Genomic DNA, 24,932 nt, shown 5'->3' on the forward strand with positions numbered 1-24,932 from the left:
GTCGACTTATCGGATTTAAAAGTAGAAAAAGCAGGCTCATCACCTGCTTTTTTTGTCTCTACGTCGCTATACTAATCAACTAATAGTATTAGATACGAAACCTAAGGTTTGGCTTGCCAGCTGATTTTTTGCTGCTTAGCTAATACACCTGACAAGATACAAAGCACCCCACCTAAGCCAGCATAACGCACAGCAGTTTGTGCCTGTTGTTCAACTTTCGGTTTTGCATGGTAAGCAATCCCTAAACCGGCAGAACCCATCATAACCAAGTCATTGGCACCATCACCCACGGCAACGGTGTTATGCAGTTCCAGTTCATACTCTTCAGCAAGTTCTACCAAGATATCCGCTTTGGTCTGTGCGGAAACAACATCGCCTAATACTTCACCCGTCAATTTACCATTGACGATCTCTAGCGTGTTTGACTGAGCGTGGTCAAGATCAAGCGTATCTTTCAGGTAGTCTGAGAAATAAGTAAAACCACCCGATGCAATCGCCGTCTTCCAGCCAAGTTTATTCAGAGTATTCACTAGCTCAACCAAGTCTGGCATGAATGGTAATGACTGGCGCACTTGCTCTAAAATAGTTTCATCAGCGCCTTTCAGTGCTCCTACTCGTTGGCGTAGGCTCTGTTCAAAGTCAAGCTCGCCTTGCATCGCACGCTCTGTGATTTCAGAAACTAACTCTCCGACTCCTGCGAGCTTTGCTATCTCATCGATGCATTCAATTTGAATTGCTGTGGAGTCCATATCCATCACGATCAAACCTGGCTTAGATAAGTCTGGGACCTCGCTAAGGCAAGCATAATCAAGCTTCAGTGCTTGTAAAATTTCTTCGTGTGCAGGGGTTAAGTTCCCTGACATCAGTGCCACTTCATAATGTCCCACCTTCCACGTATCGAGGATGGTGTTGTAGGTACCAGTGAAAAAGTCGATGTCATCGAATGATTGTGGAGATAGGTACTCACCGAACACAATCCAATTGGCTTTAGATTTAGCGAGTTGAGAAGCGAAACGTGTCTCGGGGAGTCGGGTTAATAATGTCGTATGCCTTTTAATCGGCAGATATTTCTGAGCGTCCATGTGTATGATTCCTAATTAACTATGCTAAACGTTAACCTATTGCAATTTGAAAACGCAAGTCTCAATATGTCTTAATCATAACATTTGTTTATTTCAGGCTTCGTGAAACATGAATGAATCATTGTTCTCAATACGTAACGCTTTACGAGTATTAGCCCTAATTTTGTTGGCTGCTATGTTCGTGGTAACCATTAAAAACACAGTAGTGATCAGTAAAGGTAATGAGAAGATCCAAGCAAAACAGTTGGAAACGCTGACCAAACTACTGATCTCACAGGCATCACTTTCAGCCAGTAAGATGATCACTCAGCAAGACCAAGAGCGCCTGCTAGAGCTCACTAACCAACTCTCTCAGGATCGATTGGTATTTGATACCACCATCTACGATGCAGAAGGGATTCGACTGGCTTCGAGTGAAAAAGCGCTCTCGGTACGCGAGGTTCTTGGCTTAGACACACCTCTTTCAACGGCAAGTATCGGCAGGCAGCAACTCGTTGAACCTATTTACTCTCCAGAGAGTACGATCATTGGCTTTATCCGCGTGACTTTTGAGACAGGAAAAATGACAGCTATTTCTGATCATCACTACCGTAAGAGCGATCGCTACATGATCGGTATGGTCTTAATGGGATTTGTCAGTGGCGTGTTGTTCATCATGCTTATTCGTAAAAGAAAGGCTAAGTCTGGGGAAAACTGGCTGCTTAAAAATGTCAGCTCTTAACGGCTTAGTTTAACAAATTCAATAAAAAGCCCCGAAGCTCAGGCAGCAACGGGGCTTTTGTTATCTATTAAACTTTGCGGTATCTATTAAGCTTTTTGAAATCTATTAGCTGATTAGTCTTGGTCACCAAGAAGCACAGAGTCGAGTGCGATAACCATCATGTCATTGAAAGTCGTTTGACGTTCATCTGATGTGGTTTGCTCACCAGTTTTGATGTGATCAGAAACAGTACAAATAGTCAGAGCTTTTGCGCCGTATTCAGCACATACACCATAGATACCCGCCGCTTCCATCTCTACGCCGACAATGCCGTACTTGTCCATGACTTCGAACATTTCAGGATCTGGCGTGTAGAACAACTCAGCCGAGAATAGGTTGCCGACTTTGACGTCTACACCACGCACTTTGGCTGCATCTTCTGCCGCACGCACCATTTTGTAATCCGCAATAGCCGCGAAGTCATGACCTTTAAAGCGAATACGATTCACTTTTGAGTCGGTACACGCACCCATGCCGATAACCACATCGCGTACTTTGATATCTTCGCTCACTGCACCACAACTGCCGACACGAATGATCTTTTTCACACCAAAGTCTTTGATCAGCTCAGTCGCGTAAATAGAACAAGATGGAATGCCCATACCATGCCCCATTACCGAAACCTTACGGCCTTTGTAAGTCCCCGTGTAACCAAACATGTTACGAACATCGCACACTTGAACCACTTCTTCTAGGAAGGTTTCAGCGATGTATTTTGCACGTAGCGGATCGCCGGGCATTAGAACTACGTCAGCGAAATCACCCATTTCAGCATTAATATGTGGAGTAGCCATTGAAAATATCCTTAATCTCAAAACAAAAAAAAGAGAGAGGTTTCCCTCTCTCTTCGTTAACTATTATAGAAAGCTTGTACCGTGTCCCATTGGCGATGTGCCAAAGTAAGACGCTAAGCTTTGACCAATATCAGCGAAGGTATCACGACGGCCTAGAGAGCCAGCAGGAACCTTGTTTCCGTAAACAATCACAGGGATATGTTCACGAGTATGGTCAGTACCTGGCCATGTCGGATCACAACCGTGGTCAGCAGTTAAGATAAGTACATCATCTTCTTTCATCATATCGATGATTTCATTGATACGGCCATCGAAGTACTCAAGTGCCGCTGCGTAACCTGCAACATCACGGCGGTGGCCGTAAGCTGAGTCGAAATCAACGAAGTTAGTGAACACGATAGTGTTGTCGCCCGCTTCAGTGATCGCTTCTTTAGTTGCTTCAAATAGCGCAGGAATACCTGTTGCTTTCGTTTTCTGAGTAATACCACAACCTGCGTAGATATCAGAGATCTTACCGATTGAGTGAACGTTACCGCCCTTCTCATCAACCAACTTCTGAAGAACTGTCGCCGCTGGCGGCTCAACAGAAAGGTCACGACGGTTACCAGTACGTTCGAACTGACCTTTACCTGGGCCAATGAACGGGCGCGCAATAACACGGCCGATGTTGTAGTCTTCTAGCTCTTCACGAGCAATCTGACAAAGGTCTAATAAGTTCTGTAGACCGAATGTCTCTTCATGACATGCGATTTGGAAAACAGAGTCTGCTGAAGTATAGAAGATTGGCAAGCCACTCTTCATGTGTTCTTCACCTAGGTTATCTAGGATTTCTGTACCCGATGAGTGACAGTTACCTAAGAAGTCAGATAAACCTGCACGCTCAAGGATGCGGTCAGTCAGTTCTTTTGGAAAACTGTTTTCTTTGTCGGTGAAGTAGCCCCAGTCAAACAGTACCGGTACACCTGCGATTTCCCAGTGACCTGATGGCGTGTCTTTACCAGAAGACAGCTCAGCAGCGTGACCGTACGCGCCAATGATCTCAGCGTCTGCGTTCATACCAGGAGCAAAGCGACCTGTAGACTCTTTGTGAGCCATAGCTAAACCTAGCTTAGACAGGTTTGGCAGCGTTAGTGGACCTTTACGATCCGCATTGTCTGCAAGACCTTGATCACAATGGTCAGCAATGTGACCCATAGTGTCTGAACCTACATCACCGAATGTGTCCGCATCTGCTGTTTCGCCGATACCGAATGAATCTAAAACTAAAATAAATGCTCTTTTCATTTTCTTCACCAACTTATTGCTCTTTGCACCAGAACTCTGTTTATCGGCATACACAAGGTATGCCGATACCTGTTATTTACACGTCTTCAGAACGAATCTGACGGTAAACGTCTGGCGTTGCTGTATATTCTCCGCCCACAGTGATTGCATTTTGTAATGCTTTTGCAGCTTCTTGCCACTGTTGTTCATTGCGAGCATGAATCATTGCTAATGGTTTATCGGCGCTTGCTACTTCGCCAAGGCGAATGAAGCGATCAAAACCGACTGCGTAATCAATGCTGTCTGTTGCTACTCGGCGACCACCGCCCATACCAACGACAGCCATACCAATTGCACGCGTATCCATCGCTGATACTACACCGCTTTCTAGCGCATACACTGGTTTAACAATTTCTGCTTTTTCTAGGTAGTTATCGTAGTTCGTTACGAAATCAGTTGGACCACCAAGGCCCGCTACCATTTTACCGAAGCACTCTGCTGCTTTACCGTTATCCAGTACTGCCATCAGTTTTTCACGCGCTTCGTCTGAATCTTTTGCAAGGTTACCCAGAACCAGCATTTCAGCACACGATGCCATCGTAATTTCTAGCAAACGAGGGTTACGATATTCGCCGGTTAGAAATTGAACCGCTTCACGTACTTCTACTGCGTTACCCGCTGAAGAAGCCAGAACTTGGTTCATGTCCGTTAGGATTGCCGTTGTTTTAGTACCCGCGCCGTTTGCTACTGCAACGATAGATTTTGCTAATTCTTCAGACGCTTCGTAAGTCGGCATGAATGCGCCTGAACCTACTTTTACGTCCATCACTAGAGAATCAAGCCCAGCGGCCAGTTTCTTAGATAGGATGGAAGCGGTGATCAACGAGATGTTGTCGACTGTTGCTGTGATATCACGAGTCGCGTAAACACGCTTGTCAGCCGGTGCTAGGTCGCCCGTTTGGCCGATGATCGCCACGCCAGCTTCTTTGGTTACTGCACCAAACACATCGTTGGTAGGTGTAATATTGTAACCAGGGATAGATTCTAGCTTGTCTAGCGTACCGCCAGTGTGGCCTAAACCACGACCAGAGATCATTGGAACGAAACCGCCACATGCTGCCACCATAGGGCCAAGCATCAGAGAAGTTACGTCACCAACACCACCAGTAGAGTGCTTATCAACGATTGGGCCATCAAAGTTCATGTGGCTCCAGTCAATCACCATGCCCGAATCACGCATTGCACACGTCAGTGCGATACGTTCTGGCATCGTCATTTCATTAAAAAAGATAGCCATTGCGAATGCGGCAATTTGGCCTTCAGAAACGGTATTTTTAGCCACGCCTTGAATGAAGAAGTTAATTTCTTCAGTCGTTAGGACTTCACCATCACGTTTTCTGCGAATAATTTCTTGAGGTAGATACATTAGTGCCTCCCAAACTCTAGTGAGTATGGTTTGTAGGGAAAGAGGTAATATGGAGTGACTTAACGCCACTCCATCAAACAGACTTTATTGTTATACCCGATAGGGAAATTAGTATGCTGCTGGATCAGCAGTTTGGTCTGTCACTTCTAATGTATTAAGAAGGTTAGTCAGTAGGCTTGAAGCGCCAAAACGGTAGTGCATGTTGTCTGCCCACTCAGCGCCTAGTAGCTCATCAGCCATTGCTAGGTAAGCTTGAGCATCTTCAGCTGTACGTACGCCACCAGCTGGTTTGAAACCCACTGTTTTAGCTACGCCCATGTCACGAATAACTTCAAGCATCATGCGTGCGAACTCAGGAGTCGCGTTTACTGGCACTTTACCGGTTGAAGTTTTAATGAAGTCTGCACCTGCTTCGATACAGATTTGAGAAGCTTTCTTGATCAGTGCTTCTTCTTTAAGTTCACCTGTTTCGATGATCACTTTAAGCGTGATGTCACCACAAGCTGCTTTACACTGTTTAACTAGCTCAAAACCCACTTCTTCGTTGCCAGCAATAAGAGCACGGTATGGGAATACTACGTCAACTTCGTCTGCGCCGTACGCTACCGCTGCTTTTGTTTCAGCAACAGCAATTTCGATGTCGTCATTACCATGAGGGAAGTTAGTTACAGTCGCGATGCGTACTTCTGGAGTACCTTGCTCACGCAACGCCTTTTTAGCTGCTGGGATGAAGCGAGGGTAAATACAGATTGCAGCGGTGTTGCCAACTGCAGTCTTCGCGTCATGACAAAGTGCCACTACTTTTTCAGTAGTATCGTCGTCATTTAGCGTAGTTAGGTCCATAAGTTTAAGTGCACGTAGAGCTGCTGCTTTTAAATCGCTCATTTCTATCTCCGATCAATATATTCAAATAGTTAACTACTTCACCATCCATCCAGTATAGATGGATATTTTAGTAATGCTCAGTAGTCACAAATGAACGGACTTGGTTCCCTGAAGACTTGATAACTTTCGCTACCAATTGCAATCCTTGTCACCGCACAGTACCAGTTTGGTCTATGGCACAACAAATCAGTCATGTTGTGTCTAACATCTATAGTGTATTGCTAATATAGTGTATTGCTAAGTTTGGCTTAATCCCAGAAGAATAACGTTCGAGCTAATCTCAATGTTACTTTCTTGCCAGCAGAGACATCCTATCCCTTTAGCTAATACATTATAGGTATCCATCAATAAATTGTAGTGCTCCTTAGAACGCAAACGGTTTGTATCTCAAAAAAAACATTCTAGACCCATTTTCGACTCCAAGCATTCACTCATGCAAATGCTCAAAATCACTAGGCCCAAAAACAAAAAAGCCCCGCAGCAATTTCTTGCTACGGGGCGATATTATTATGGCGTCTATATATCGATTTCTAACTGATTAGAAAGACAGGAAGAAGCCAGCAATTGTTGCTGCCATCAGGTTAGATAGAGTACCAGCTACAACCGCTTTAACACCCATACGTGCGATGTCGTGACGACGGTTTGGAGCAATACCACCTAGACCACCTAGAAGAATCGCAATTGAAGAAAGGTTTGCGAAACCACATAGAGCGAACGAGATAATTGCTTGAGTCTTAACAGACATTACTTGACCAGTCGCTTCAACGATTTGAGCGTTTTCACCGATGTATGGTACGAAGTTTAGGTATGCAACGAATTCGTTAACAACTGTCTTCTGACCAATGAAAGAACCAGCAATAGTTGCTTCTTCCCATGGAACACCAATGATGAATGCTAACGGTGCGAAGATCCAACCTAGAAGAAGTTCTAGAGTTAGGTTTTCCATACCGAACCAACCACCGATGCCACCTAGGATACCGTTGATAAGAGCGATTAGACCGATGAATGCTAGTAGCATTGCACCAACGTTAAGTGCTAGTTGTAGACCAACTGACGCACCGCCAGCAGCTGCATCGATAACGTTAGCAGGCTTGTCGTCGCCACCGTCGATGTCTGAACCTAGGTTCTCGTCAACTTCATCAGTTTCAGGCTTGATGATTTTAGCGAATAGTAGACCACCAGGTGCTGCCATGAATGACGCTGCTACTAGGTACTCTAGAGGTACACCCATAGATGCGTAACCCGCTAGTACACCACCAGCAACAGACGCTAAACCACCACACATTACTGCGAATAGTTCAGAGTTAGTCATTTTAGGAACAAATGGACGAACAACTAGAGGCGCTTCCGTTTGACCAACGAAGATGTTTGCAGCTGCAGACATAGACTCGGCGCGAGAAGTACCTAGAGCTTTCTGAAGACCACCACCAAGAACCTTGATTACAACTTGCATCGCACCAATGTAGTAAAGTACAGAGATAAGAGCAGAGAAGAAGATTAGTGTTGGTAGAACTTGGAATGCAAAGATGAATCCGATACCGTCAACTGAGAAGTTAACAAGGCTACCAAATAGGAAGCCAGTACCATCTTTACCGTAGTCGATCACGTTTGCTACACCAGCAGAGAAACCTGCAAGTAGATCACGACCCCAAGGGATGTAAAGTACGAATGCACCAAGTGCGAATTGGATAGCGAAAGCGCCACCCACTGTTCTTAGATTAATTGCTTTGCGGTTGTCGGATAGTAGTACTGCGATTGCAATCAGTGCAACCATTCCGACGAGGCTCATAAACAGGCTCATAGTTTATGACTTCCTTATTAGTTATTTATTGGCGTGTTACAAAATGGGGCTATAAAGCGGAGGCAATTATACTCATGCGACCACTAATAAAGTAATGCCGTCCTCACACTTTCGTAGAAGATTCATGTACCATTCACACGTAAATGTGAGCCGAATCACAAGCCAAGTGCAATTTACGCAAACGATAAACAAAAACCTTCGATTTTATTCACATATACCGAATGCGCGATGGCTATTTTGCCAAATTTGCGCTGCAACCGATTGCTTCGGTTCTTTTCTAAGCAAAAATAGTTCATTTAAGATCGTAACTAAATACTTGGAATGATTAACATTTCCTTGTTTTCCATGCATGGGCATATCCGGGGCATCCGTTTCTAACACCAGGCCGTCAAGAGGCAGTTTTGAGATAGTGGTGCGTGTTTTTTGTGCTCTTGGGTAAGTAATCGTTCCACCGACACCAATATAGAAACCGAGCTTGATCCACGCCAAAGCCTGCTGTTCGCTCCCTGAAAAGCCATGAATCACGCCACCCAAAGTAAATTTATACTGCTTTATTAGCTCAATAAGTCGGTTAAAAGACTTCCTTTCATGGATGATTAAAGGCAGCTTAAACGCCTTAGCTAGCTCTATTTGTTGAATGAAAAAACGCTCTTGTTTCTCCCGTGCAACATCGACAAAAAAGTCGAGACCACACTCTCCTATCGCAACACATTGACTGGTTTTTGATGAGAGTAATCGGCGAAGCTCTGAGAATTGCTCGTCATTGGCTTGCTCTAAAAAATAAGGATGGAAACCTAAAGCGTAGTAAACATTAGGGTAAGATTGAGCGATCTCACCAAGCTTCCTCCAGTTACTTTGGCCAATAGAAGGGATGATTAACTTCTCGACTTGCGCCTGTTTCGCCTCTTTAACGTAACCTTCAATACCTTTATCAAGTGAAAAACCTTGCTCAAAGATGTCAAAGTCCGCATGGCAATGGGTGTCAAACAGCGGAAATTCACTTAATTCTGGTGTCATCTTCCCTACTCTCTGTTTGTTGTCCTTGAGGATCACGGCGATAAGCCATGCAGCTGCGCTTATTTTCAGGTGTTAAGCCAAGCTCTTCGCACCACTTATCGTATTTCTTAATCCAAGCTTTTATCCAACTGAACATACTTACCTTAAGCCTCTAACCTCAAATGACACGAATAAAAAAACGCCTATTGCAGAACAATAGACGTTTTTGTTTAACTCGAATAGAGCGCAGAGTGATTAGTGCTCGCGCGTCGCTCGGAATTGAACTTCTGGGAAACGTTCAGAAGCTAGGTTCAAATTCACCATAGTCGGTGCGATGTAAGATAGGTTATCACCACCATCTAACGCTAGGTTAGCTTGGCTCTTACGTTTGAACTCTTCTAGTTTCTTAGCGTCATCACATTCAACCCAACGTGCAGTTGCAACGTTCACACCTTCGTAAATCGCTTCAACGTTATATTCCGCTTTCAAGCGCGCTACAACCACATCAAACTGAAGTACACCAACGGCACCAACGATCAGATCGTTATTTTGCAAAGGACGGAATACTTGAACCGCGCCCTCTTCAGAAAGCTGAACCAAGCCTTTTAGAAGTTGCTTCTGCTTCAATGGATCGCGCAGACGAATACGACGGAATAGCTCAGGCGCAAAGTTAGGAATACCTGCGAACTTCAAGCTTTCGCCTTGAGTAAAGGTATCGCCAATCTGAATTGTGCCGTGGTTATGCAGACCAATGATGTCACCCGCGTATGCTTTTTCAGCACGAGCACGGTCACCCGCCATGAAGGTTACTGCATCTGAGATACTCACGTTCTTACCAGTACGAACATGGTTCATCTTCATACCTTGGTCGTAAGTACCCGATACGATACGCATGAATGCGATACGGTCACGGTGTTTTGGATCCATGTTTGCTTGGATCTTAAATACGAAACCAGAGAACTTCTCTTCAGTCGCTTCAACATCACGCTCATTCGCTTGACGCGTTTGAGGTGCTGGAGCCCATCGAGTTAGGCCGTCAAGCATATGGTCAACACCGAAGTTACCCAATGCAGTACCGAAGTAAACTGGAGTCAACTCGCCAGCAAGGAACAGTTCGTGATCAAACTCAGGACATGCGCCAATAACCAATTCAAGCTCTTCACGAACGCTGCTCGCCAGATCTTCGCCAACAGCTTCGTCTAGTTCAGGGTTATCTAGACCTTTGATGATACGAACTTCTTGGATCTCATGGCCGTGGCCAGATTCATACAAAATCGTTTCATCACGGTGAATGTGGTAAACGCCTTTAAACTCTTTACCACAACCGATAGGCCAAGAGATTGGAGCACAAGCCATACCTAGCTCGCTTTCCACTTCATCTAGCACTTCCATTGGGTCACGAACATCACGGTCAAGTTTGTTCATAAACGTTACGATTGGTGTATCACGTAAACGCGTTACTTCCATCAGTTTACGAGTACGATCCTCGACACCTTTCGCAGCATCGATAACCATCAAACAAGAGTCAACCGCGGTTAATGTACGGTACGTATCTTCCGAGAAATCTTCGTGTCCAGGAGTATCGAGTAGGTTGACTAGACAATCGTTGTATGGGAATTGCATTACAGACGTAGTTACCGAGATACCACGTTCTTTTTCCATCTCCATCCAGTCAGATTTAGCGTGCTGGTTAGAGCCACGGCCTTTTACGGTACCCGCTTTTTGAATCGCGTTTCCGAATAAAAGAACTTTTTCAGTAATCGTGGTTTTACCCGCATCCGGGTGAGAGATAATCGCAAACGTTCTACGTTTGCTCACTTCTTGTTGGAAAGACATAGTCGCCCTTTGCTGATCTAAAGCGTAAAAAGGGCAAGTAGATAATACTTGCCCTTGAATTCTGTGTGCGGATTATACAGAAAGCGTGTCACTTTCTAAAGGGTCAGTTTACACCCTATTTTGTGGCTAATTCCGGAGCTAGCGGTCTAGTTCGCGAAAAGACGTAACATGACTAGCTAAAAGACATAAAAAGATAGCTCATAATGATGGCGTCTTCGTTGCCTTGCTTGGTTGGATAATAGTTACGACGGCGGTCGACTTCATTAAAGCCAGCCTTCTCGTAAAGATTAAAAGCATTCACATTACTTTCGCGAACTTCCAGCCAAGCACTTTCCGCGTCAGCTTGTTCACACATATCGAGAAAGTGCTCAACCAAAGCCTTACCGTAACCTTTGCCTTGCTGCTTAGGGTCAACCGCTATCGTCAGCAAAGTAACCTCACCGACAATGTTCTGAGCATAGAAATAGCCGACAACCTTTCCATCGACTTCTAAAACACGGTGGCTGCCTCCACGACTATTAAGGTCACGGATCATATTTTCAGACCATGGATGAGAATGCGCGGCCTGCTCTATCAGCCAAATAGCATCTAGGTGTTGTTGTGAAGTCGGTAAAAATTGATTAGTCATAAGCACAAATTTGTTGCCATAAGTCGCGGCGATGTTGGTTATTACCGTTAATGTCAGACAGTAATGGAGATTGAAGTGTTTTTGCCTTCAGTTCATGGGCAGATTCGCAACCAGCAAACCATACCCATTCAACCGAACTTAAATCCACAGCAGACAAGTGTTGCGGTTGAAGGTGTAAAGCTTGAGATAAGTCGAGCTTGATACTTTTGAGTACTCGCTCAAACATCACGGCGAGATCATCCTGAGGTTTTTCTGGTGAAACCAACAGTAACTTGCAATCATTCGATAACAGAGTCAATTCAGATTCATAACCAGCCAAACGCTCTGGGTGACTTAACTCCCATTGGCTAATGCCCATCTCTTGTAGATATTGCGCGTGTGTTTGTGACATATCTAGCGGTCGTAACCTTTGGTTTGTTGGTATTAATATTCTTCGAGTGAACTTAAACGGTGCTCATTGGGGCTGATACTAACAAAAAATAAAGGAGCATCAAGCTCCTTTATTTAGACTAAATCAGTTTGTATCTTATTGAGTGGTAAATCAGCTTATAAGTCGTTGAACTCTGGGCTGTAAGCAATTTCACCAGAATGCCCAGCAAACGCCCCTTCTACCAACTCAATCGCTTGAAAAGCGCCTTCAGGCACATCCCAAACACAACTCAGGCCAAATTCGCTCGCCGCCTTGAAACCAAAACGACCGTAGTAAGCAGGATCACCGAGTACAACACAGGCTGGGTAACCAAAATCTACCAAAGTAGAAAATGCGTCTTCAACCAGTGATTTGGCAATGCCTTGATTGCGGAACTCTTCTTTCACGGCGAGAGGTGCGAGCCCCTGCCAGTTATGATCGTCACCATCAAGAGTAAGAGGGCTAAACATCAGGTGACCAACCACCTCCCCTTCATCAGAACAAGCCACCAGCGATAGCGTTAAATGGCTATTCTCACGCAAGCTCATAACCAAATTAGCTTCTGCATCCGTTTCAAAAACAGATTTCAATAAACGATCGATGACAAGTATATCTGCCGGTGCTTCAGTTCGAATAAGCATTCATTACCTCACTTTGTGTATCTGGGGATTGTACTCCCTTCTGCACAAAATCAGCTAATTGATTTAACAAAGTTTTCATAGGAGTCGGCAATAAGTCTAAATCGACGCTATCCATCAAATTTTTCACTTCCAAGCCTAGCTCGGTATCGCCCTCAATAGACAGTCGACGTTGGAAGAAAAGCGTATCTGGGTCTTCTTTTCGCCCAGCAATCAACACGAGATCATTTAGATTGCCACTAAAACTCACATCTTCATTGACCTCTTTATCAGCGACAACTAGTTGCTCATTTTTGTAGCTAATACACCAACTTAACCCCATATCTTTTATTGAAACTTTAAGCCACTTGTCTTCTAAGAACTCAAAATCACCATCCTCTAAAGCCTCCTTGAATACATTTTTCAATGCTTCTAATAAGGCTTTTTTTTGTACTGATTTTGGTAATAACTGGACTGGAGATCGCAAAATTGATGCGGCATTTTGAACTAGTTGAGTGCGTATCTTGTTTATCACGTGACTTATCCGTAACTTTGTCAATAATATAGAAAGCATCATAGATGATGTTGAGATCTCAGTTACTGTTATGTATCAAATTAATTCAGTTTGATGCTCGACCTTTAATATATTGATAATCACAGTTATAGTAACTCTGGTCATGAAAATCACAGCGAATCGCTGCACTCACAAGTAAACATCGATAGCTGAACAAAAAGCAATCAATGTTTATCGATAGTGAATATTCAAGCTCTTGGAGAATTGGTAGTACTTTGATGCCTCCCCAGCAACTACAACATTGGTTTACACAGCTTACTGCAAACAGCCCGTTCTTTTTTGCGGTACTTGATGCTCAACATAACTATTTTATGGTGAATGAGCGTTACTGTGATATTGCTGGTTTAAGTAAAACAGAGCTTGTAGGCATGAATGACCGCCAAACCTTGGGCGAGCAATTCTACCAACACCTTAAGCCTTACTATGAGCGTGCATTCAATGGCGAAACAATTGAGGCGGAAATCACCCTAAACGAAACGGCTTTAGACACTAGCCTTCATTTCAGCCTATCTCCGCTTACCAATGGTAAAAAGACTGAATACATCATCTTTCACGCCTTCGATACATCTGAAAACCAAGTACTTGTCCGTTCTTTAGAAGAGTCTGAAGCGAAATTCCACAAGCTATCTCACCTGCTCCCAGACGGATTGCTATTAGTTGAAAACGACTACATTCTGTCTTCGAACCCTGCAGCTGCACGCTTACTTGGTTTTAACTCCACCACAGAATTGATTGGCGAAGAGTTAGGCCGATTATTTATCGATGAACAAACCAAAACAGTCTTTAATAATGACCTCAGCTCCATTATTTCTGAGTCTGGCTTGGTTTGTTTAACGGGTGCTCGATGTGGCTTTGAACGTAAAGTTCAGTTAAATATCGACTCGACGGTCATTCTTGGAAGCAGTACCCAACTCGTACTTATTCAAGACGCTCAAGAAACAACAAAACAATACACACCCGCTAACAGTGAAGATGCCTACATCGATACACTGACTAAGCTCTACAACCGACTTGGGTTTACCAAAAGCCTTGAGCAGTTCATTCACAACAAGACCCCTGTTGTGATGCTCTACTTAGACATCGATAACTTCAAAAATATCAATGACTCACTTGGCCACCACATCGGTGATAAAGTGATTAAAGAGGTCGCATCTCGCTTAAAACGACAACTGCCTCGTCAAGCTATTATTGGCCATTTAGGCGGTGATGAATTTGGTATTATTCTGCCTGAGCCTGAACACCCACGAACACCTGAAATACTCTCTGAAAAGATCATATCTCTGATCAACCAACCCTTCGATCTCCACCATTTTAGCAAGCGTTTAGCCTGCTCGATTGGTAGTGTGAGCTTTCCTCACGATGGCAGTGACGCACGTATCTTGCTACAGAATGCTGACACCGCAATGTATGAAGCTAAGGATCGTGGACGCAACCGCCTGATCAAGTTCAACGAACAGATGAACAAAGAAGCGCGAATGCGACTGTGGCTTGAGATAGAACTGCAAAAAGCACTGCAACAGAACGGGCTTGAGGTTTGGTACCAACCAAAAGTAAATGCGCGTGACTTCACCATTAACGGAGCAGAAGCTCTGGTACGTTGGAAACACCCCGTAGAAGGTTATATTAGCCCTGCCGCATTTATTCCTGTAGCGGAACGAGCTGGCCTTATTGAACAACTTGGTCGTGTGGTAATGCGCGAAGTATTTGCCACGGTGAAACGTTGGAAGATGCAAGGTATTTTACCTGGTCGCGTCGCGATCAACCTTTCACCAGAGCAGTTTGGTAATCCAAAATTGATTGATTTCATGGAGAAGTTGCTGCGCTCTACTGAGCTAGATCCAAGTGCGATTACCTTTGAGCTTACAGAAAGTGCCGTAATGAGTGATAGTGAGCACACGCTTCAAATGCTGAACGCGATTAAGAGACTTGGCTTTGCGTTATCCATTGATGACTTTGGTACGGGTTACTCTTCTCTATCTTACCTTGCTCGCTTTCCGATTGATGAGCTTAAAATTGACCGAGCTTTTATCTCAGATATCGATACCTTACCAAAGCAAATTACCGTAATTGAAAACATCATCAACCTTGGGAAATCTCTCGATTTAACCGTGGTTGCAGAGGGTGTCGAAACCAGTGAACAAGCAACCCTGCTGTCTAACCTCAACTGTGGCTCAATTCAAGGTTTCCACTTCTATCGCCCTCAACCAAAACAAGAGGTTGAAGAACTGTTCGCCCAAAACCGTCGTCACAAGAATTAATTAAACACGCCCTCCAACACCAAGCTAAAGCATAAATTCGCCATTCGTCAGTACCTCAAATGGGGTAAAAGCAGATTTATCCATCTAAACCTGCCTTACATCAATTCCGTCATTCATAATTCTTCATAAAATACTCGCTTCAATTTTATTCTATTGGTAGTGAGCAAATGGAACTCTTATGCCCAGCGGGTAACTTACCTGCTTTGAAAACCGCTATTGATTGCGGTGCGGATGCTGTCTATATCGGATTCAAAGACGATACGAATGCCCGACACTTCGCAGGCCTTAACTTTGCGGGTAAAAAGCTCGATCGTGCTGTGCAGTATGTGCATGACCGCAACAAGAAAATTCACGTTGCCTTAAATACTTTTGCTCACCCAAACGGCTTCGAACGCTGGACTAACGCTGTAGATAACGCCGCCGCACTAGGCGTTGATGCGCTGATCATCGCTGACATTGCGGTGCTCGAGTACGCTGCAAATAAATATCCAGAACTAGAGCTGCACTTATCAGTACAAGCATCTGCGACCAATGCAGCCGCTATCGACTTCTATCATAAAAATTTCAACGTTAAGCGTGTGGTATTGCCGCGCGTATTGTCAATCCATCAGGTCAAACAGCTTTCTCGTAACATCACTTCTGACGTTGACCTCGAAGTATTCGCTTTTGGTAGCTTATGTATCATGGCAGAAGGCCGTTGCTACCTCTCTTCATACATGACGGGTGAATCGCCAAATACGGTTGGGGCATGTTCTCCAGCAAAATACGTTCGCTGGCAAGAAACTGATGGCGGACTTGAATCTCGCTTGAACGAAATCCTTATCGACAAGTATGAAGCAGGTGAGAACGCAGGTTACCCAACGCTATGTAAAGGCCGATTTGAAGCAGAAGTAGATGGTGAGCGAAAGCGTTATCACGCACTTGAAGAGCCAACTAGCCTTAACACACTATCTATGTTGCCTGAGCTTTTCGCCGCGAATGTTGCTTCTGTGAAGATTGAAGGTCGCCAACGTAGCCCTGCTTATGTCGAGCAAGTCACTCGCACTTGGCGCGCAGCCATCGATCGCTACTTAGCGAACCCTGAACAATACCAAGTGGAACAAGCTTGGAATGCGACACTGGCGAATGTATCTGAAGGTACACAAACCACGCTTGGCGCTTACCACCGTAAATGGCAATAGAGCCAAATGGAGAACTCAATGAAATACGCATTAGGCCCTCTACTTTATTTTTGGCCAAAACAAGATGTTGAAAGCTTCTATGAGCAAGCAAAATCAAGCTCTGCCGACATCATCTACCTCGGTGAAGCGGTGTGCTCAAAGCGCCGTGAGATGAAAGCAAAACACTGGATGGACATAGCAAAAGAGCTGTCTGATTCAGGTAAGCAAGTGGTACTTTCAACCATGGCATTGCTAGAAGCCCCAAGCGAAGTCAACATCATGAAGAAGTACATTGATAACGGTGACTTCGCCATTGAAGCCAATGATGTATCTGCGATTCAACTGGCAAGTGAAAGTAAGGTGCCTTTTGTTGTTGGCCCTGCGGTGAACACCTACAATGCACGCACTCTGAACCTGTTCTTGAAACAAGGTATGACGCGTTGGTGTATGCCCGTTGAGCTTTCTCGCGAGTGGCTAAGCAACGTAATGAAACAGTGCGAAGAGCTTAATATTCGTAATAAGTTCGAAGTAGAAGTGTTTAGCCATGGCTACTTACCTCTTGCTTACTCTGCACGTTGCTTTACAGCCCGAGCAGAGAACAAAGCCAAAGACGATTGCGAAACCTGCTGCATCAAATACCCAACAGGTCTACAGGTCGAAAGCCAAGAAGGCCAATCGGAATTTAACCTTAATGGTATCCAGACGCAATCAGGTTACTGCTACAACCTAGTCAATGATCTACCGAGCATGCATGACTTGGTCGATGTCGTTCGCCTGAGTCCATTGGGTATCGACACTTTCTCTGAAATCAATAACTTCAGAGCGAACGAGCAAGGTCAAAAACCAATGAAGATTGAAAGCCGCCAGTGCAATGGCTACTGGCATCAGCTTGCGGGTTTAGACGTTAAAAACATCTAGTTTCTAGAGTTAAACCCATCAGCCACAGAGACAAAAAGGTCTAGCATTCGCTAGACCTTTTTAATTCTACTTAAGAAATACGACCTATGCCGCCGCTGTATTCATCGGTGAGACATCGAGCTTCTTTACATCTTTGTAGAGCATCACCATCACCACCACGCTTAGCGCAATATTAGACAGTGGGTACGCAACCCAGATCCCCGGCACACCGTACAACTTAGGCATAATGTACAAGAAAGGTAACTGGATAAGCATATTACCTAGCATGACAAACATCGCTTTACTGCCTTTGTTGACCGCCTGATAGTAAGCACCCGCTACCACTAAGAAACCATCAAGCGCCAGTGCAAACATGTGTAATCGAATACCCAACACGGTGTACTCGACTAGCTGAGGTTCATCTGAGTTAAAGACTGACACAAACTCACGTGGGAACGCGTTCAGAAGCAGCACGAACGCCACACCAATCAATACCGAACTCATCATCGCAATCTTAAGTAGCTTACGGATATTCGCTTGGTTACGCGCACCATGGTTATAACTCACCAATGGTTGCATGCCGTTGGCGATACCTTCAGCCGTGAGATAATAAACCGTCACTATGTAGCCCAAAATCGCGTAAGCACCAATCATCAACTGGTCGCCATATTGAGAGAACAACGCATTGTGCAGCGCAACCATCATCGAACCGTAAGCGTACATAAAGAAGCTTGATGTACCAATGGCAAAGATTTGTGGAATCACATCAAGCTTCAGTCTCAGTTCATTCCAACGCAAGCGCAGGTTTGCTCGACGTGAGAAGAAGTAAGCTAACCCCAAACCTGTTACTACAAACTGAGCAATCGCGGTTGCCAATGCAGCACCCTTCAACTCCCAACCAAGCTGAGCAATAAACAGATAATCCAGAGCTATATTGATCACCGCACCGACAATCATCAGTATGGTGGCCAAGTTCGGGCTGTCATCGTTACGCAGTAAAAACGGCATCGCGATCGAACCTAGCGTGAAGGCACTCGCGCCAATCAGAATGTGTAAGTATTGTAGGCCAAGTTCATACACTCGCCCTTCTGCGCCCTGCCAAAGCAAGAAGTTGTCAGCAAACAAAAACAGCAATGCTGAAACAATGGGGGTTATCGCCAACAACAAGGTTAAACCTGTTGCTAAGATCTGCTTAGCGCCTTGAGTATCTTTTTCACCTTGGCGAATCGAGACAAGCGCACCTGTACCTACACCCACCAACATACCAATACCGAGAATCGAACCAATCACAGGCCACGCAACATTGATACCTGCAAGTCCATCAGCCCCCACATAGCGGCCAATGAAGATGCCATCCACCACTTGGTAAAGGCCATTAACCAACATGGCAGCCACAGTAGGGATTGTGTATCGCCAAAACTGGCGACTAATTGAGTTACTCATTTCTTACTCTACTTTCATCTGTGAGTCGCATATCAACAAGATATGACTCGAAAAATTAGTTAACAAGGCTAACTAAATATCTAAATTATTTACTTCAAAGCTTTATTTAATAATAGGTTTAGCTGCTGAGACTCTTGCTCAGACAAACGACTTTCCAATATCTGTGCCATGACCTGATAGATCTTACTTTCTTCTTCTAAGCCGACTTCAGCTTTGCTGGTCAATACGACCAACTTAGACCTCGCATCTTCGAGCGAAACTTTACGCTCAACAAGCCCCTTTCTCTCTAGTCTCTGAACCATAGTGGTTGCTGAAGGCTTTGTAACCTGCATCTCAATCGCAAGATCAGTCAATCGGATCGGTTCAGGAGAAGATTGAATGACCTTCAAATAGTCATACTCATTGAAGCTCAATTGGCAAATAGGATCTTCATTTACCTGAGTTCGCCATATCTTAGAGGCGAAGCGCTCAATCTTTTCTAAATTCTGGTTCAGCATACTCACCTAATCAAGAATGGCATTTAGTTAGCAAGGCTAACTATTTTAGTGTTGTTTAAATAAAAAGCAATTAAAAGCGAGCCCCCCTTTTTTTGTTTATAAAAACGGAGCATAAAAAAGGAGCATAAAAAAACCGCTGACAGGCAGCGGTTCTTCGGAATCAAAATATATCGTTTACTTTGTGTCGGCTTTTTCTTCGGCCTCAGCCAACTTAACTTTTGCTAAGTGCTCGGCTTTAAGAGTAGTAAATATACGGCTTAGCTCTAAGAAAGAGTAACGATGCTCTACATATTCATACACATTGAAAGACACTGACAACTTGTACAGAGAGATCGCATTCGCGTAGTCCCCATTCATGTGGTAACGCTTAGCAAGGTAGAAATATGTCTCAGTTAGGCGCTGCGCAAGTAACGTGTTGTCACGAGTACCGGTCAAGATGGCCTTAAAAGCCTGCTCTTCAGTAATGTCATCAAGCATAATCGCGACTAATACCCAACCCCACTGCTCATCACGGCTCTCGTAACGTTTTTGCAAATCAAGCTTGGCTTGCTCTGGCGTGAGTTCGTGCTGAATGATATACAACCAAAGCGCACGGAATGGATCACTTGGGTCATCGGTATAATGCTTCGTCATCTCTTCATTGGCTAAATCATAACGTTCGCCGTAGTAGAGTGCGATAGAGCGGTTTCTTTCTGCGTAAGAGTTTGCAGGATCAAGCTCTAACGTAGAATCAAAAGATTCATAAGCGGCATCAAACTCCCCTACCTGCGTAAAGTAAACCCCCAAAAGGTTGAAGATATCAGGTTGAGCAGGGTTCAATGAAAGAGATTGGTTGAAGTCGAGACGTGCTAGATCACGCAGGCCAACACTATCGTAGTAGTTACCACGTTCAAACAGCATCTTAGATCGAACTTCATCATTCAAGTCCGGGCGCTGTAATAATTGACTAAGACGTGCAATTTGAACCTCTTGCTGAACGCTTGGTTGCAGCGGCACAGCCATTGGTGGATAAACCCAACGTGAGGTGTTATCTGATGTTGTCGCACAACCTGTCAGTACAAGCAGTAAACACATACTCGCGGTTTGAAACCATTTCACAAATAATTACTCCTGTTATGACCGCAATAAAAAAGGGGAGCGATATGCTCCCCTTTATAACATGCTTTTTTACCAATGGGTTAGAAATCACTAAAAAGCGATAGTCCCATTAATAGGCTAAGAATTACTCAGCAGCAGGTGCTTCGCCTTCAGCTGGCGTCTCAACTGCTTCTTTCATGCTTAGACGTACACGGCCTTGACGGTCAATTTCAAGAACCTTAACTGGTACTTCTTGACCTTCAGTTAGGTAGTCAGACACTTTCTCAACGCGCTTATCAGCGATTTGAGAGATGTGTACTAGACCATCTTTACCTGGAAGGATAGTAACGAATGCACCGAAGTCAGCTAGACGAGCAACTTTACCTTGGTAAATGCGGCCAACTTCAACTTCAGCAGTGATCTCTTCGATACGACGGATAGCTTCTTTAGCAGCTGCGCCTTCAGTAGCAGCAATCTTGATTGTGCCATCGTCTTCGATTTCGATTGTAGTACCCGTTTCTTCACAAAGAGCACGGATAACTGCGCCGCCTTTACCGATAACATCTTTGATCTTATCAGAGCTGATTTTCATTGTGTGGATACGTGGAGCGAATTCAGAGATATCTTCACGAGCACCAGAGATAGCTTCATCCATTACAGAAAGGATGTGCTTACGTGCACCTTGCGCTTGGTTAAGAGCAATTTGCATGATCTCTTTAGTGATACCTTCGATCTTGATGTCCATTTGAAGTGCAGTGATACCAGCGTTAGTACCTGCTACTTTAAAGTCCATATCACCTAGGTGATCTTCGTCGCCAAGGATGTCAGAAAGAACAACGAAATCGTCGCCTTCTTTAACAAGACCCATTGCGATACCCGCAACAGAAGCTTTGATTGGAACACCAGCATCCATAAGTGCTAGAGATGTACCACATACAGAAGCCATTGAAGAAGAACCGTTAGATTCTGTGATTTCCGATACAACACGAACTGTGTATGGGAATTCGTCAACAGAAGGCATTACTGCTTGGATACCACGTTTAGCAAGCTTACCGTGACCAATTTCACGACGCTTAGGAGAACCAACGAAACCAGTCTCACCTACACAGTATGGAGGGAAGTTGTAGTGTAGAAGGAAGTTGTCTTTCTTCTCACCCATTAGGCTGTCGATGATTTGTGCATCACGTTGTGTACCAAGCGTTGCAGTAACAAGTGCTTGAGTTTCACCACGAGTGAATAGAGAAGAACCGTGTGTACGTGGAAGAACACCAGTACGTACGTCTAGCGCACGAACCATGTCTTTTTCACGGCCATCGATACGTGGGTTGCCAGCAATGATACGGCTACGTACTACGTTTTTCTCTAGAGAACCAAGCATGCCGCGGATTTCGCGCTCATCTAGGTTTTCGTCTTGTGCAATTAGAGCTTCAACAGTGTCGTTCTTGATTGCGCCAACTTGCTCGTAACGAGCCATTTTCTCAGTGATCTGGTACGCGTCAGATAGACGAGTTTCAGCAAGTTCAGCAACTTGAGCTTTAAGCTCAGTGTTAACTGCTGGCGCTTCCCAGTTCCAAGATGGAGTTGCAACTTCAGCAGCAAACTCGTTGATTGCTTTGATTACAACTTGTTGTTGGTCGTGACCGTAAACAACAGCTGAAAGCATTTCTTCTTCAGATAGGTTATCTGCTTCAGATTCAACCATAAGTACTGCGCCTTCTGTACCAGACACAACTAGGTCTAGTTTAGAGTTTTCAAGCTCAGTATTTGATGGGTTAAGAACAAGTTCGCCGTCGATGTGACCAACACGTGCAGCACCGATAGGACCATTGAATGGAGCACCAGAGATAGCAAGTGCAGCAGACGTTGCGATCATAGTGATCATGTCTGGGTTTACGTCAGGGTTGATAGAAACAACCGTAGCGATAACTTGAACTTCGTTTTTAAACGCACTTGGGAAAAGTGGACGAATTGGACGGTCAATCAGACGAGCTGTTAGTGTTTCGCCTTCAGATGGACGACCTTCGCGCTTGAAGAAACCACCAGGGATTTTACCCGCAGCGTATGTACGCTCTTGGTAGTTAACTGTTAGAGGGAAGAAATCTTGACCCGCAACAGCTTCTTTTTTAGCAACAACAGAAACGAATACTGATGTATCGTCCATAGTCGCCATTACAGCAGCAGTAGCTTGACGTGCCATTACGCCCGTTTCTAGAGTAACGGTGTGGTTACCGTACTGGAATGACTTTACAACTGGTTTTTCAAACATTGTATATCCTTCATCTGAAAATCTCTTTTCAGAATAAGTGAATGAATGCTCAGCAATAACTAATCGCGACTAGTAAAAAAAGACGAGAAGTTCAATCAGACTAAACATCTGCTTTTAATAGTCGCGACCTATTGGCCGACATCTGTGACTGTTATTGTTGAGCTAATTAGGGTGCGAAATAATCAAACAATTATTCGCGTGCGAGAGTATAAACTATTTTCTTGGCAAGAGACATTTTCACGATTAAAAATCAGGTTAACCGCACAGAGAACCTTCATTTTTAACATTAAAAATATAACAGGCACAAAAAAAGGAGCATAAATGCTCCTTTTCTTCAAACTGTCTTTGCAGACATCGCTATTAGCGACGTAGGCCTAGACGCTTGATTAGGTCTTGGTAACGAGTAAGGTTTTTGCCTTTCAAGTAATCAAGAAGCTTACGACGGCTAGAAACCATACGTAATAGACCACGACGGCTGTGGTGATCGTGTTTGTGCGCTTTGAAGTGACCTTGTAGGTGGTTGATAGAAGCAGTAAGTAGTGCTACTTGTACTTCTGGTGAACCTGTGTCGCCTTCAGATTGTGCGTATTCTGCAACGATTGCTGCTTTAGTTTCTGCATTCAGAGACATAAATCTCTCCTGATAAGAGTAAGTTTATATTTGTAGCAGCCAATCTCTGATTCAGCCGCTACGCGAGCCGAGGATTATAGGGAAGTTTACGAGTTGGTGCAATAACAATCGAACTGATGAAAAACGAAAAAAGCGAACCATTAAAATTAAGGGCTCGCTTTCTATATTATTGATTCGCTTTTCCAGGCTAAGCGCCAATACCTAACTAGGTTTCAGCGTTATGCTTGTGGCTCTTCATCTCTGAAAACAACCAAACGCTTCGGTGCAACTCGGCCATCTTCAGCAATCTGAGCAACACCAACAAACAGTTTCTCTTCACCACTTGTCATGCGAACCGTACCTTCAGTTGGCGCACCAGAAACCTGAACGGGCATACCGTGCTGAACTAGGTCAGTCAGTTCCGCGTTTAAGTTAACTTCTGGTAAGTCTTCAACGGCTGTATCCATTGGCATTAATAGTGGATCAAGCAGCTCTTTGGGTGCAATGTCTTGCGCCTGCGCTTGCTCTAGGATCTCGTTCAACTGCTCCAAAGTCACCATACGATCGTACGGATACTTAGCAACACCAGTACGACGAAGCATGGTCACGTGGGCACCACAACCTAGCATTTCACCAAGATCGTCGGTAATTGTGCGGATGTAAGTGCCTTTTGAACAATGCACTTCCATCTCAACTTCATCACCTTCAAAGCGAAGCAGTTCAATAGAGTAAACAGTGATTTTACGAGATTCACGAGGCACCTCGATACCTGCACGTGCGTATTCATACAAAGGCTTACCTTGATACTTCAATGCTGAGAACATTGATGGAATCTGGTCGGTTTCCCCTTTGAAGCTTGCAATGCAGCGTTCAAGTTGCTCTTGAGTCACGTTAACATCTCGTGTCTCTACCACTTCACCATCAGAGTCAGAGGTATTGGTACGCTCACCAAGCTTAGCGATTACTACGTAGCGCTTGTCAGAATCTAATAGAAACTGAGAAAACTTCGTTGCTTCACCAAGACAAATTGGCAGCATGCCAGTCGCAAGAGGATCAAGAGCACCGGTGTGCCCTGCCTTCTCTGCAAAGTAAATACGTTTTACTTTTTGCAGTGCATCATTAGACGAAATGCCCGTTGGCTTATCTAACAGAATTACCCCGTTGATAGGGCGACCTTTACGACGGCGAGCCATTACTCTTCGCCCTTAGACTGAGTTTCGTCAGTACGGCCAGACTCTTCTTGCTTACGCTTATCGTCGTTTAAAACTTCACTTACTAAGTTAGACATACGCATGCCTTCTACTAGTGTGTTGTCGTAAGTAAAACGCACTTCAGGCGTTAGACGGTGACGAATACGCTTACCAAGAGCCATACGAACTGGCACTTCATGCTCTTTAAGAGCAGCAAGACATGATTCAGGTGTTTGCTCACCGATACATAGGAAAGTAACGAACACTTTTGCGTAAGCAAGGTCACGAGACACTTCTACGTCTGAGATAGTGACCATACCGATACGTGAGTCACGAACTTCACGTTGTAGGATAAGTGCAAGCTCCTTTTGAAGCTGCTGAGACACACGTTGTGTGCGGCTAAATTCTTTTGACATTTTCTTTTCTCACTTAGAAAGATGGGGGGCTTGGTAATTACCAGCCCC

24 protein-coding genes are annotated in these 24,932 nt (G+C 44.5%); 4 read left to right on the forward strand and 20 right to left on the reverse strand.

Annotated features, from left to right (window positions below; translation table 11 throughout):
- Positions 1-101: 101 nt before the first annotated feature.
- Positions 102-1,082, reverse strand: coding sequence for a phosphoserine phosphatase (serB, locus tag AB6E08_RS03125; RefSeq protein ID WP_102249124.1), 981 nt, complete (start codon positions 1,080-1,082; stop codon positions 102-104).
- A gap of 109 nt (positions 1,083-1,191) precedes the next feature.
- Here serB and AB6E08_RS03130 point away from each other — a divergent pair, with 109 nt between their 5' ends.
- Positions 1,192-1,803 (forward strand): YtjB family periplasmic protein, encoded by a 612-nt coding sequence (locus AB6E08_RS03130; protein ID WP_009847518.1) that lies wholly within the window; start codon positions 1,192-1,194, stop codon positions 1,801-1,803.
- A 113-nt stretch (positions 1,804-1,916) separates the two neighbouring features.
- Here AB6E08_RS03130 and deoD read toward each other — a convergent pair whose 3' ends face one another.
- The 12 genes from deoD to AB6E08_RS03190 form a co-directional block, all read right to left on the reverse strand.
- Entirely contained in the window at positions 1,917-2,636 is a 720-nt protein-coding gene (gene deoD / locus AB6E08_RS03135) for a purine-nucleoside phosphorylase (protein WP_372030769.1), read from the reverse strand.
- A 63-nt stretch (positions 2,637-2,699) separates the two neighbouring features.
- The gene (locus tag AB6E08_RS03140) at positions 2,700-3,920 is read right to left on the reverse strand and encodes a phosphopentomutase (protein WP_102249126.1); all 1,221 of its coding nucleotides are present in this window, start codon (positions 3,918-3,920) and stop codon (positions 2,700-2,702) included.
- 76 nt (positions 3,921-3,996) lie between these two features.
- On the reverse strand, positions 3,997-5,325 hold the full coding sequence (gene deoA / locus AB6E08_RS03145; protein ID WP_372065865.1) for a thymidine phosphorylase: 1,329 nt from the start codon (positions 5,323-5,325) through the stop codon (positions 3,997-3,999).
- A gap of 108 nt (positions 5,326-5,433) precedes the next feature.
- Positions 5,434-6,210: a deoxyribose-phosphate aldolase gene (deoC, locus tag AB6E08_RS03150; RefSeq protein ID WP_004734477.1), complete on the reverse strand. Its 777-nt coding sequence runs from the start codon at positions 6,208-6,210 to the stop codon at positions 5,434-5,436.
- Between the two features lie 538 nt (positions 6,211-6,748).
- Positions 6,749-8,011: a NupC/NupG family nucleoside CNT transporter gene (locus AB6E08_RS03155; RefSeq protein ID WP_009847523.1), complete on the reverse strand. Its 1,263-nt coding sequence runs from the start codon at positions 8,009-8,011 to the stop codon at positions 6,749-6,751.
- A 204-nt stretch (positions 8,012-8,215) separates the two neighbouring features.
- Positions 8,216-9,028 (reverse strand): TatD family hydrolase, encoded by an 813-nt coding sequence (locus tag AB6E08_RS03160; RefSeq protein WP_372065862.1) that lies wholly within the window; start codon positions 9,026-9,028, stop codon positions 8,216-8,218.
- Complete coding sequence (locus AB6E08_RS03165; RefSeq protein ID WP_372065860.1) at positions 9,009-9,164, reverse strand: hypothetical protein; 156 nt, start codon at positions 9,162-9,164, stop codon at positions 9,009-9,011. The genes AB6E08_RS03160 and AB6E08_RS03165 overlap by 20 nt, the downstream gene beginning before the upstream one ends.
- Before the next feature lie 98 nt (positions 9,165-9,262).
- Positions 9,263-10,843, reverse strand: coding sequence for a peptide chain release factor 3 (gene prfC / locus AB6E08_RS03170; protein WP_012604694.1), 1,581 nt, complete (start codon positions 10,841-10,843; stop codon positions 9,263-9,265).
- 172 nt (positions 10,844-11,015) lie between these two features.
- The gene (gene rimI, locus AB6E08_RS03175; RefSeq protein ID WP_371694945.1) at positions 11,016-11,471 is read right to left on the reverse strand and encodes a ribosomal protein S18-alanine N-acetyltransferase; all 456 of its coding nucleotides are present in this window, start codon (positions 11,469-11,471) and stop codon (positions 11,016-11,018) included.
- The gene (locus tag AB6E08_RS03180; protein ID WP_009847529.1) at positions 11,464-11,862 is read right to left on the reverse strand and encodes a DNA polymerase III subunit psi; all 399 of its coding nucleotides are present in this window, start codon (positions 11,860-11,862) and stop codon (positions 11,464-11,466) included. Before AB6E08_RS03180 ends, rimI begins: the two co-directional genes overlap by 8 nt.
- Positions 11,863-12,017: 155 nt before the next feature.
- Positions 12,018-12,521, reverse strand: a complete 504-nt coding sequence (locus tag AB6E08_RS03185) for a GNAT family N-acetyltransferase (RefSeq protein ID WP_009847530.1) — start codon at positions 12,519-12,521, stop codon at positions 12,018-12,020.
- The gene (locus AB6E08_RS03190; protein WP_009847531.1) at positions 12,505-13,032 is read right to left on the reverse strand and encodes an SCP2 domain-containing protein; all 528 of its coding nucleotides are present in this window, start codon (positions 13,030-13,032) and stop codon (positions 12,505-12,507) included. The genes AB6E08_RS03185 and AB6E08_RS03190 overlap by 17 nt, the downstream gene beginning before the upstream one ends.
- Positions 13,033-13,289: 257 nt before the next feature.
- On the opposite strand from AB6E08_RS03190, the gene AB6E08_RS03195 reads away from it, so the two are divergent.
- The 3 genes from AB6E08_RS03195 to AB6E08_RS03205 all read left to right on the forward strand — a co-directional run bounded on the left by AB6E08_RS03195 (position 13,290) and on the right by AB6E08_RS03205 (position 17,407).
- Positions 13,290-15,329: a bifunctional diguanylate cyclase/phosphodiesterase gene (locus AB6E08_RS03195; RefSeq protein WP_009847532.1), complete on the forward strand. Its 2,040-nt coding sequence runs from the start codon at positions 13,290-13,292 to the stop codon at positions 15,327-15,329.
- A gap of 167 nt (positions 15,330-15,496) precedes the next feature.
- Complete coding sequence (locus AB6E08_RS03200; RefSeq protein ID WP_009847533.1) at positions 15,497-16,510, forward strand: peptidase U32 family protein; 1,014 nt, start codon at positions 15,497-15,499, stop codon at positions 16,508-16,510.
- Between the two features lie 18 nt (positions 16,511-16,528).
- The gene (locus AB6E08_RS03205; protein ID WP_372159655.1) at positions 16,529-17,407 is read left to right on the forward strand and encodes a U32 family peptidase; all 879 of its coding nucleotides are present in this window, start codon (positions 16,529-16,531) and stop codon (positions 17,405-17,407) included.
- Between the two features lie 84 nt (positions 17,408-17,491).
- On the opposite strand, the gene AB6E08_RS03210 is transcribed toward AB6E08_RS03205, so the two are convergent.
- The 7 genes from AB6E08_RS03210 to rbfA all read right to left on the reverse strand — a co-directional run bounded on the left by AB6E08_RS03210 (position 17,492) and on the right by rbfA (position 24,884).
- Entirely contained in the window at positions 17,492-18,829 is a 1,338-nt protein-coding gene (locus AB6E08_RS03210) for an MATE family efflux transporter (RefSeq protein ID WP_371707098.1), read from the reverse strand.
- Positions 18,830-18,918: 89 nt separating this feature from the next.
- Complete coding sequence (locus tag AB6E08_RS03215; RefSeq protein ID WP_041472897.1) at positions 18,919-19,326, reverse strand: MarR family winged helix-turn-helix transcriptional regulator; 408 nt, start codon at positions 19,324-19,326, stop codon at positions 18,919-18,921.
- Positions 19,327-19,500: 174 nt separating this feature from the next.
- On the reverse strand, positions 19,501-20,424 hold the full coding sequence (gene nlpI, locus AB6E08_RS03220; RefSeq protein WP_009847537.1) for a lipoprotein NlpI: 924 nt from the start codon (positions 20,422-20,424) through the stop codon (positions 19,501-19,503).
- A 124-nt stretch (positions 20,425-20,548) separates the two neighbouring features.
- Complete coding sequence (pnp, locus tag AB6E08_RS03225; protein WP_012604701.1) at positions 20,549-22,669, reverse strand: polyribonucleotide nucleotidyltransferase; 2,121 nt, start codon at positions 22,667-22,669, stop codon at positions 20,549-20,551.
- Positions 22,670-23,029: 360 nt separating this feature from the next.
- On the reverse strand, positions 23,030-23,299 hold the full coding sequence (gene rpsO / locus AB6E08_RS03230) for a 30S ribosomal protein S15 (RefSeq protein WP_004734493.1): 270 nt from the start codon (positions 23,297-23,299) through the stop codon (positions 23,030-23,032).
- Positions 23,300-23,517: 218 nt separating this feature from the next.
- Complete coding sequence (truB, locus tag AB6E08_RS03235) at positions 23,518-24,471, reverse strand: tRNA pseudouridine(55) synthase TruB (protein ID WP_372065849.1); 954 nt, start codon at positions 24,469-24,471, stop codon at positions 23,518-23,520.
- Positions 24,471-24,884 (reverse strand): 30S ribosome-binding factor RbfA, encoded by a 414-nt coding sequence (gene rbfA, locus AB6E08_RS03240; RefSeq protein WP_009847540.1) that lies wholly within the window; start codon positions 24,882-24,884, stop codon positions 24,471-24,473. The genes truB and rbfA overlap by 1 nt, the downstream gene beginning before the upstream one ends.
- Positions 24,885-24,932 lie beyond the last annotated feature (48 nt).

This window comes from Vibrio sp. 10N.247.310.24 (assembly GCF_041467175.1).
Taxonomy (GTDB): Bacteria; Pseudomonadota; Gammaproteobacteria; order Enterobacterales; family Vibrionaceae; genus Vibrio; species Vibrio tasmaniensis_A.

Excerpts from the sequence above, each read along its gene's own strand:
- AB6E08_RS03155 (WP_009847523.1), bottom strand. The coding sequence starts at position 8,011 with ATGAGCCTGTTTATGAGCCTCGTCGGAATGGTTGCACTGATTGCAATC.
- AB6E08_RS03195 (WP_009847532.1), top strand. The coding sequence starts at position 13,290 with ATGCCTCCCCAGCAACTACAACATTGGTTTACACAGCTTACTGCAAAC.
- AB6E08_RS03165 (WP_372065860.1), bottom strand. The coding sequence starts at position 9,164 with ATGTTCAGTTGGATAAAAGCTTGGATTAAGAAATACGATAAGTGGTGC.
- rpsO (WP_004734493.1), bottom strand. The coding sequence starts at position 23,299 with ATGTCTCTGAATGCAGAAACTAAAGCAGCAATCGTTGCAGAATACGCA.
- AB6E08_RS03180 (WP_009847529.1), bottom strand. The coding sequence starts at position 11,862 with ATGTCACAAACACACGCGCAATATCTACAAGAGATGGGCATTAGCCAA.
- prfC (WP_012604694.1), bottom strand. The coding sequence starts at position 10,843 with ATGTCTTTCCAACAAGAAGTGAGCAAACGTAGAACGTTTGCGATTATC.
- AB6E08_RS03130 (WP_009847518.1), top strand. The coding sequence starts at position 1,192 with ATGAATGAATCATTGTTCTCAATACGTAACGCTTTACGAGTATTAGCC.
- rbfA (WP_009847540.1), bottom strand. The coding sequence starts at position 24,884 with ATGTCAAAAGAATTTAGCCGCACACAACGTGTGTCTCAGCAGCTTCAA.
- AB6E08_RS03160 (WP_372065862.1), bottom strand. The coding sequence starts at position 9,028 with ATGACACCAGAATTAAGTGAATTTCCGCTGTTTGACACCCATTGCCAT.
- AB6E08_RS03200 (WP_009847533.1), top strand. The coding sequence starts at position 15,497 with ATGGAACTCTTATGCCCAGCGGGTAACTTACCTGCTTTGAAAACCGCT.
- deoA (WP_372065865.1), bottom strand. The coding sequence starts at position 5,325 with ATGTATCTACCTCAAGAAATTATTCGCAGAAAACGTGATGGTGAAGTC.
- truB (WP_372065849.1), bottom strand. The coding sequence starts at position 24,471 with ATGGCTCGCCGTCGTAAAGGTCGCCCTATCAACGGGGTAATTCTGTTA.
- pnp (WP_012604701.1), bottom strand. The coding sequence starts at position 22,669 with ATGTTTGAAAAACCAGTTGTAAAGTCATTCCAGTACGGTAACCACACC.
- AB6E08_RS03140 (WP_102249126.1), bottom strand. The coding sequence starts at position 3,920 with ATGAAAAGAGCATTTATTTTAGTTTTAGATTCATTCGGTATCGGCGAA.
- serB (WP_102249124.1), bottom strand. The coding sequence starts at position 1,082 with ATGGACGCTCAGAAATATCTGCCGATTAAAAGGCATACGACATTATTA.
- rimI (WP_371694945.1), bottom strand. The coding sequence starts at position 11,471 with ATGACTAATCAATTTTTACCGACTTCACAACAACACCTAGATGCTATT.
- AB6E08_RS03215 (WP_041472897.1), bottom strand. The coding sequence starts at position 19,326 with ATGCTGAACCAGAATTTAGAAAAGATTGAGCGCTTCGCCTCTAAGATA.
- AB6E08_RS03185 (WP_009847530.1), bottom strand. The coding sequence starts at position 12,521 with ATGCTTATTCGAACTGAAGCACCGGCAGATATACTTGTCATCGATCGT.
- AB6E08_RS03210 (WP_371707098.1), bottom strand. The coding sequence starts at position 18,829 with ATGAGTAACTCAATTAGTCGCCAGTTTTGGCGATACACAATCCCTACT.
- AB6E08_RS03205 (WP_372159655.1), top strand. The coding sequence starts at position 16,529 with ATGAAATACGCATTAGGCCCTCTACTTTATTTTTGGCCAAAACAAGAT.
- deoC (WP_004734477.1), bottom strand. The coding sequence starts at position 6,210 with ATGAGCGATTTAAAAGCAGCAGCTCTACGTGCACTTAAACTTATGGAC.
- deoD (WP_372030769.1), bottom strand. The coding sequence starts at position 2,636 with ATGGCTACTCCACATATTAATGCTGAAATGGGTGATTTCGCTGACGTA.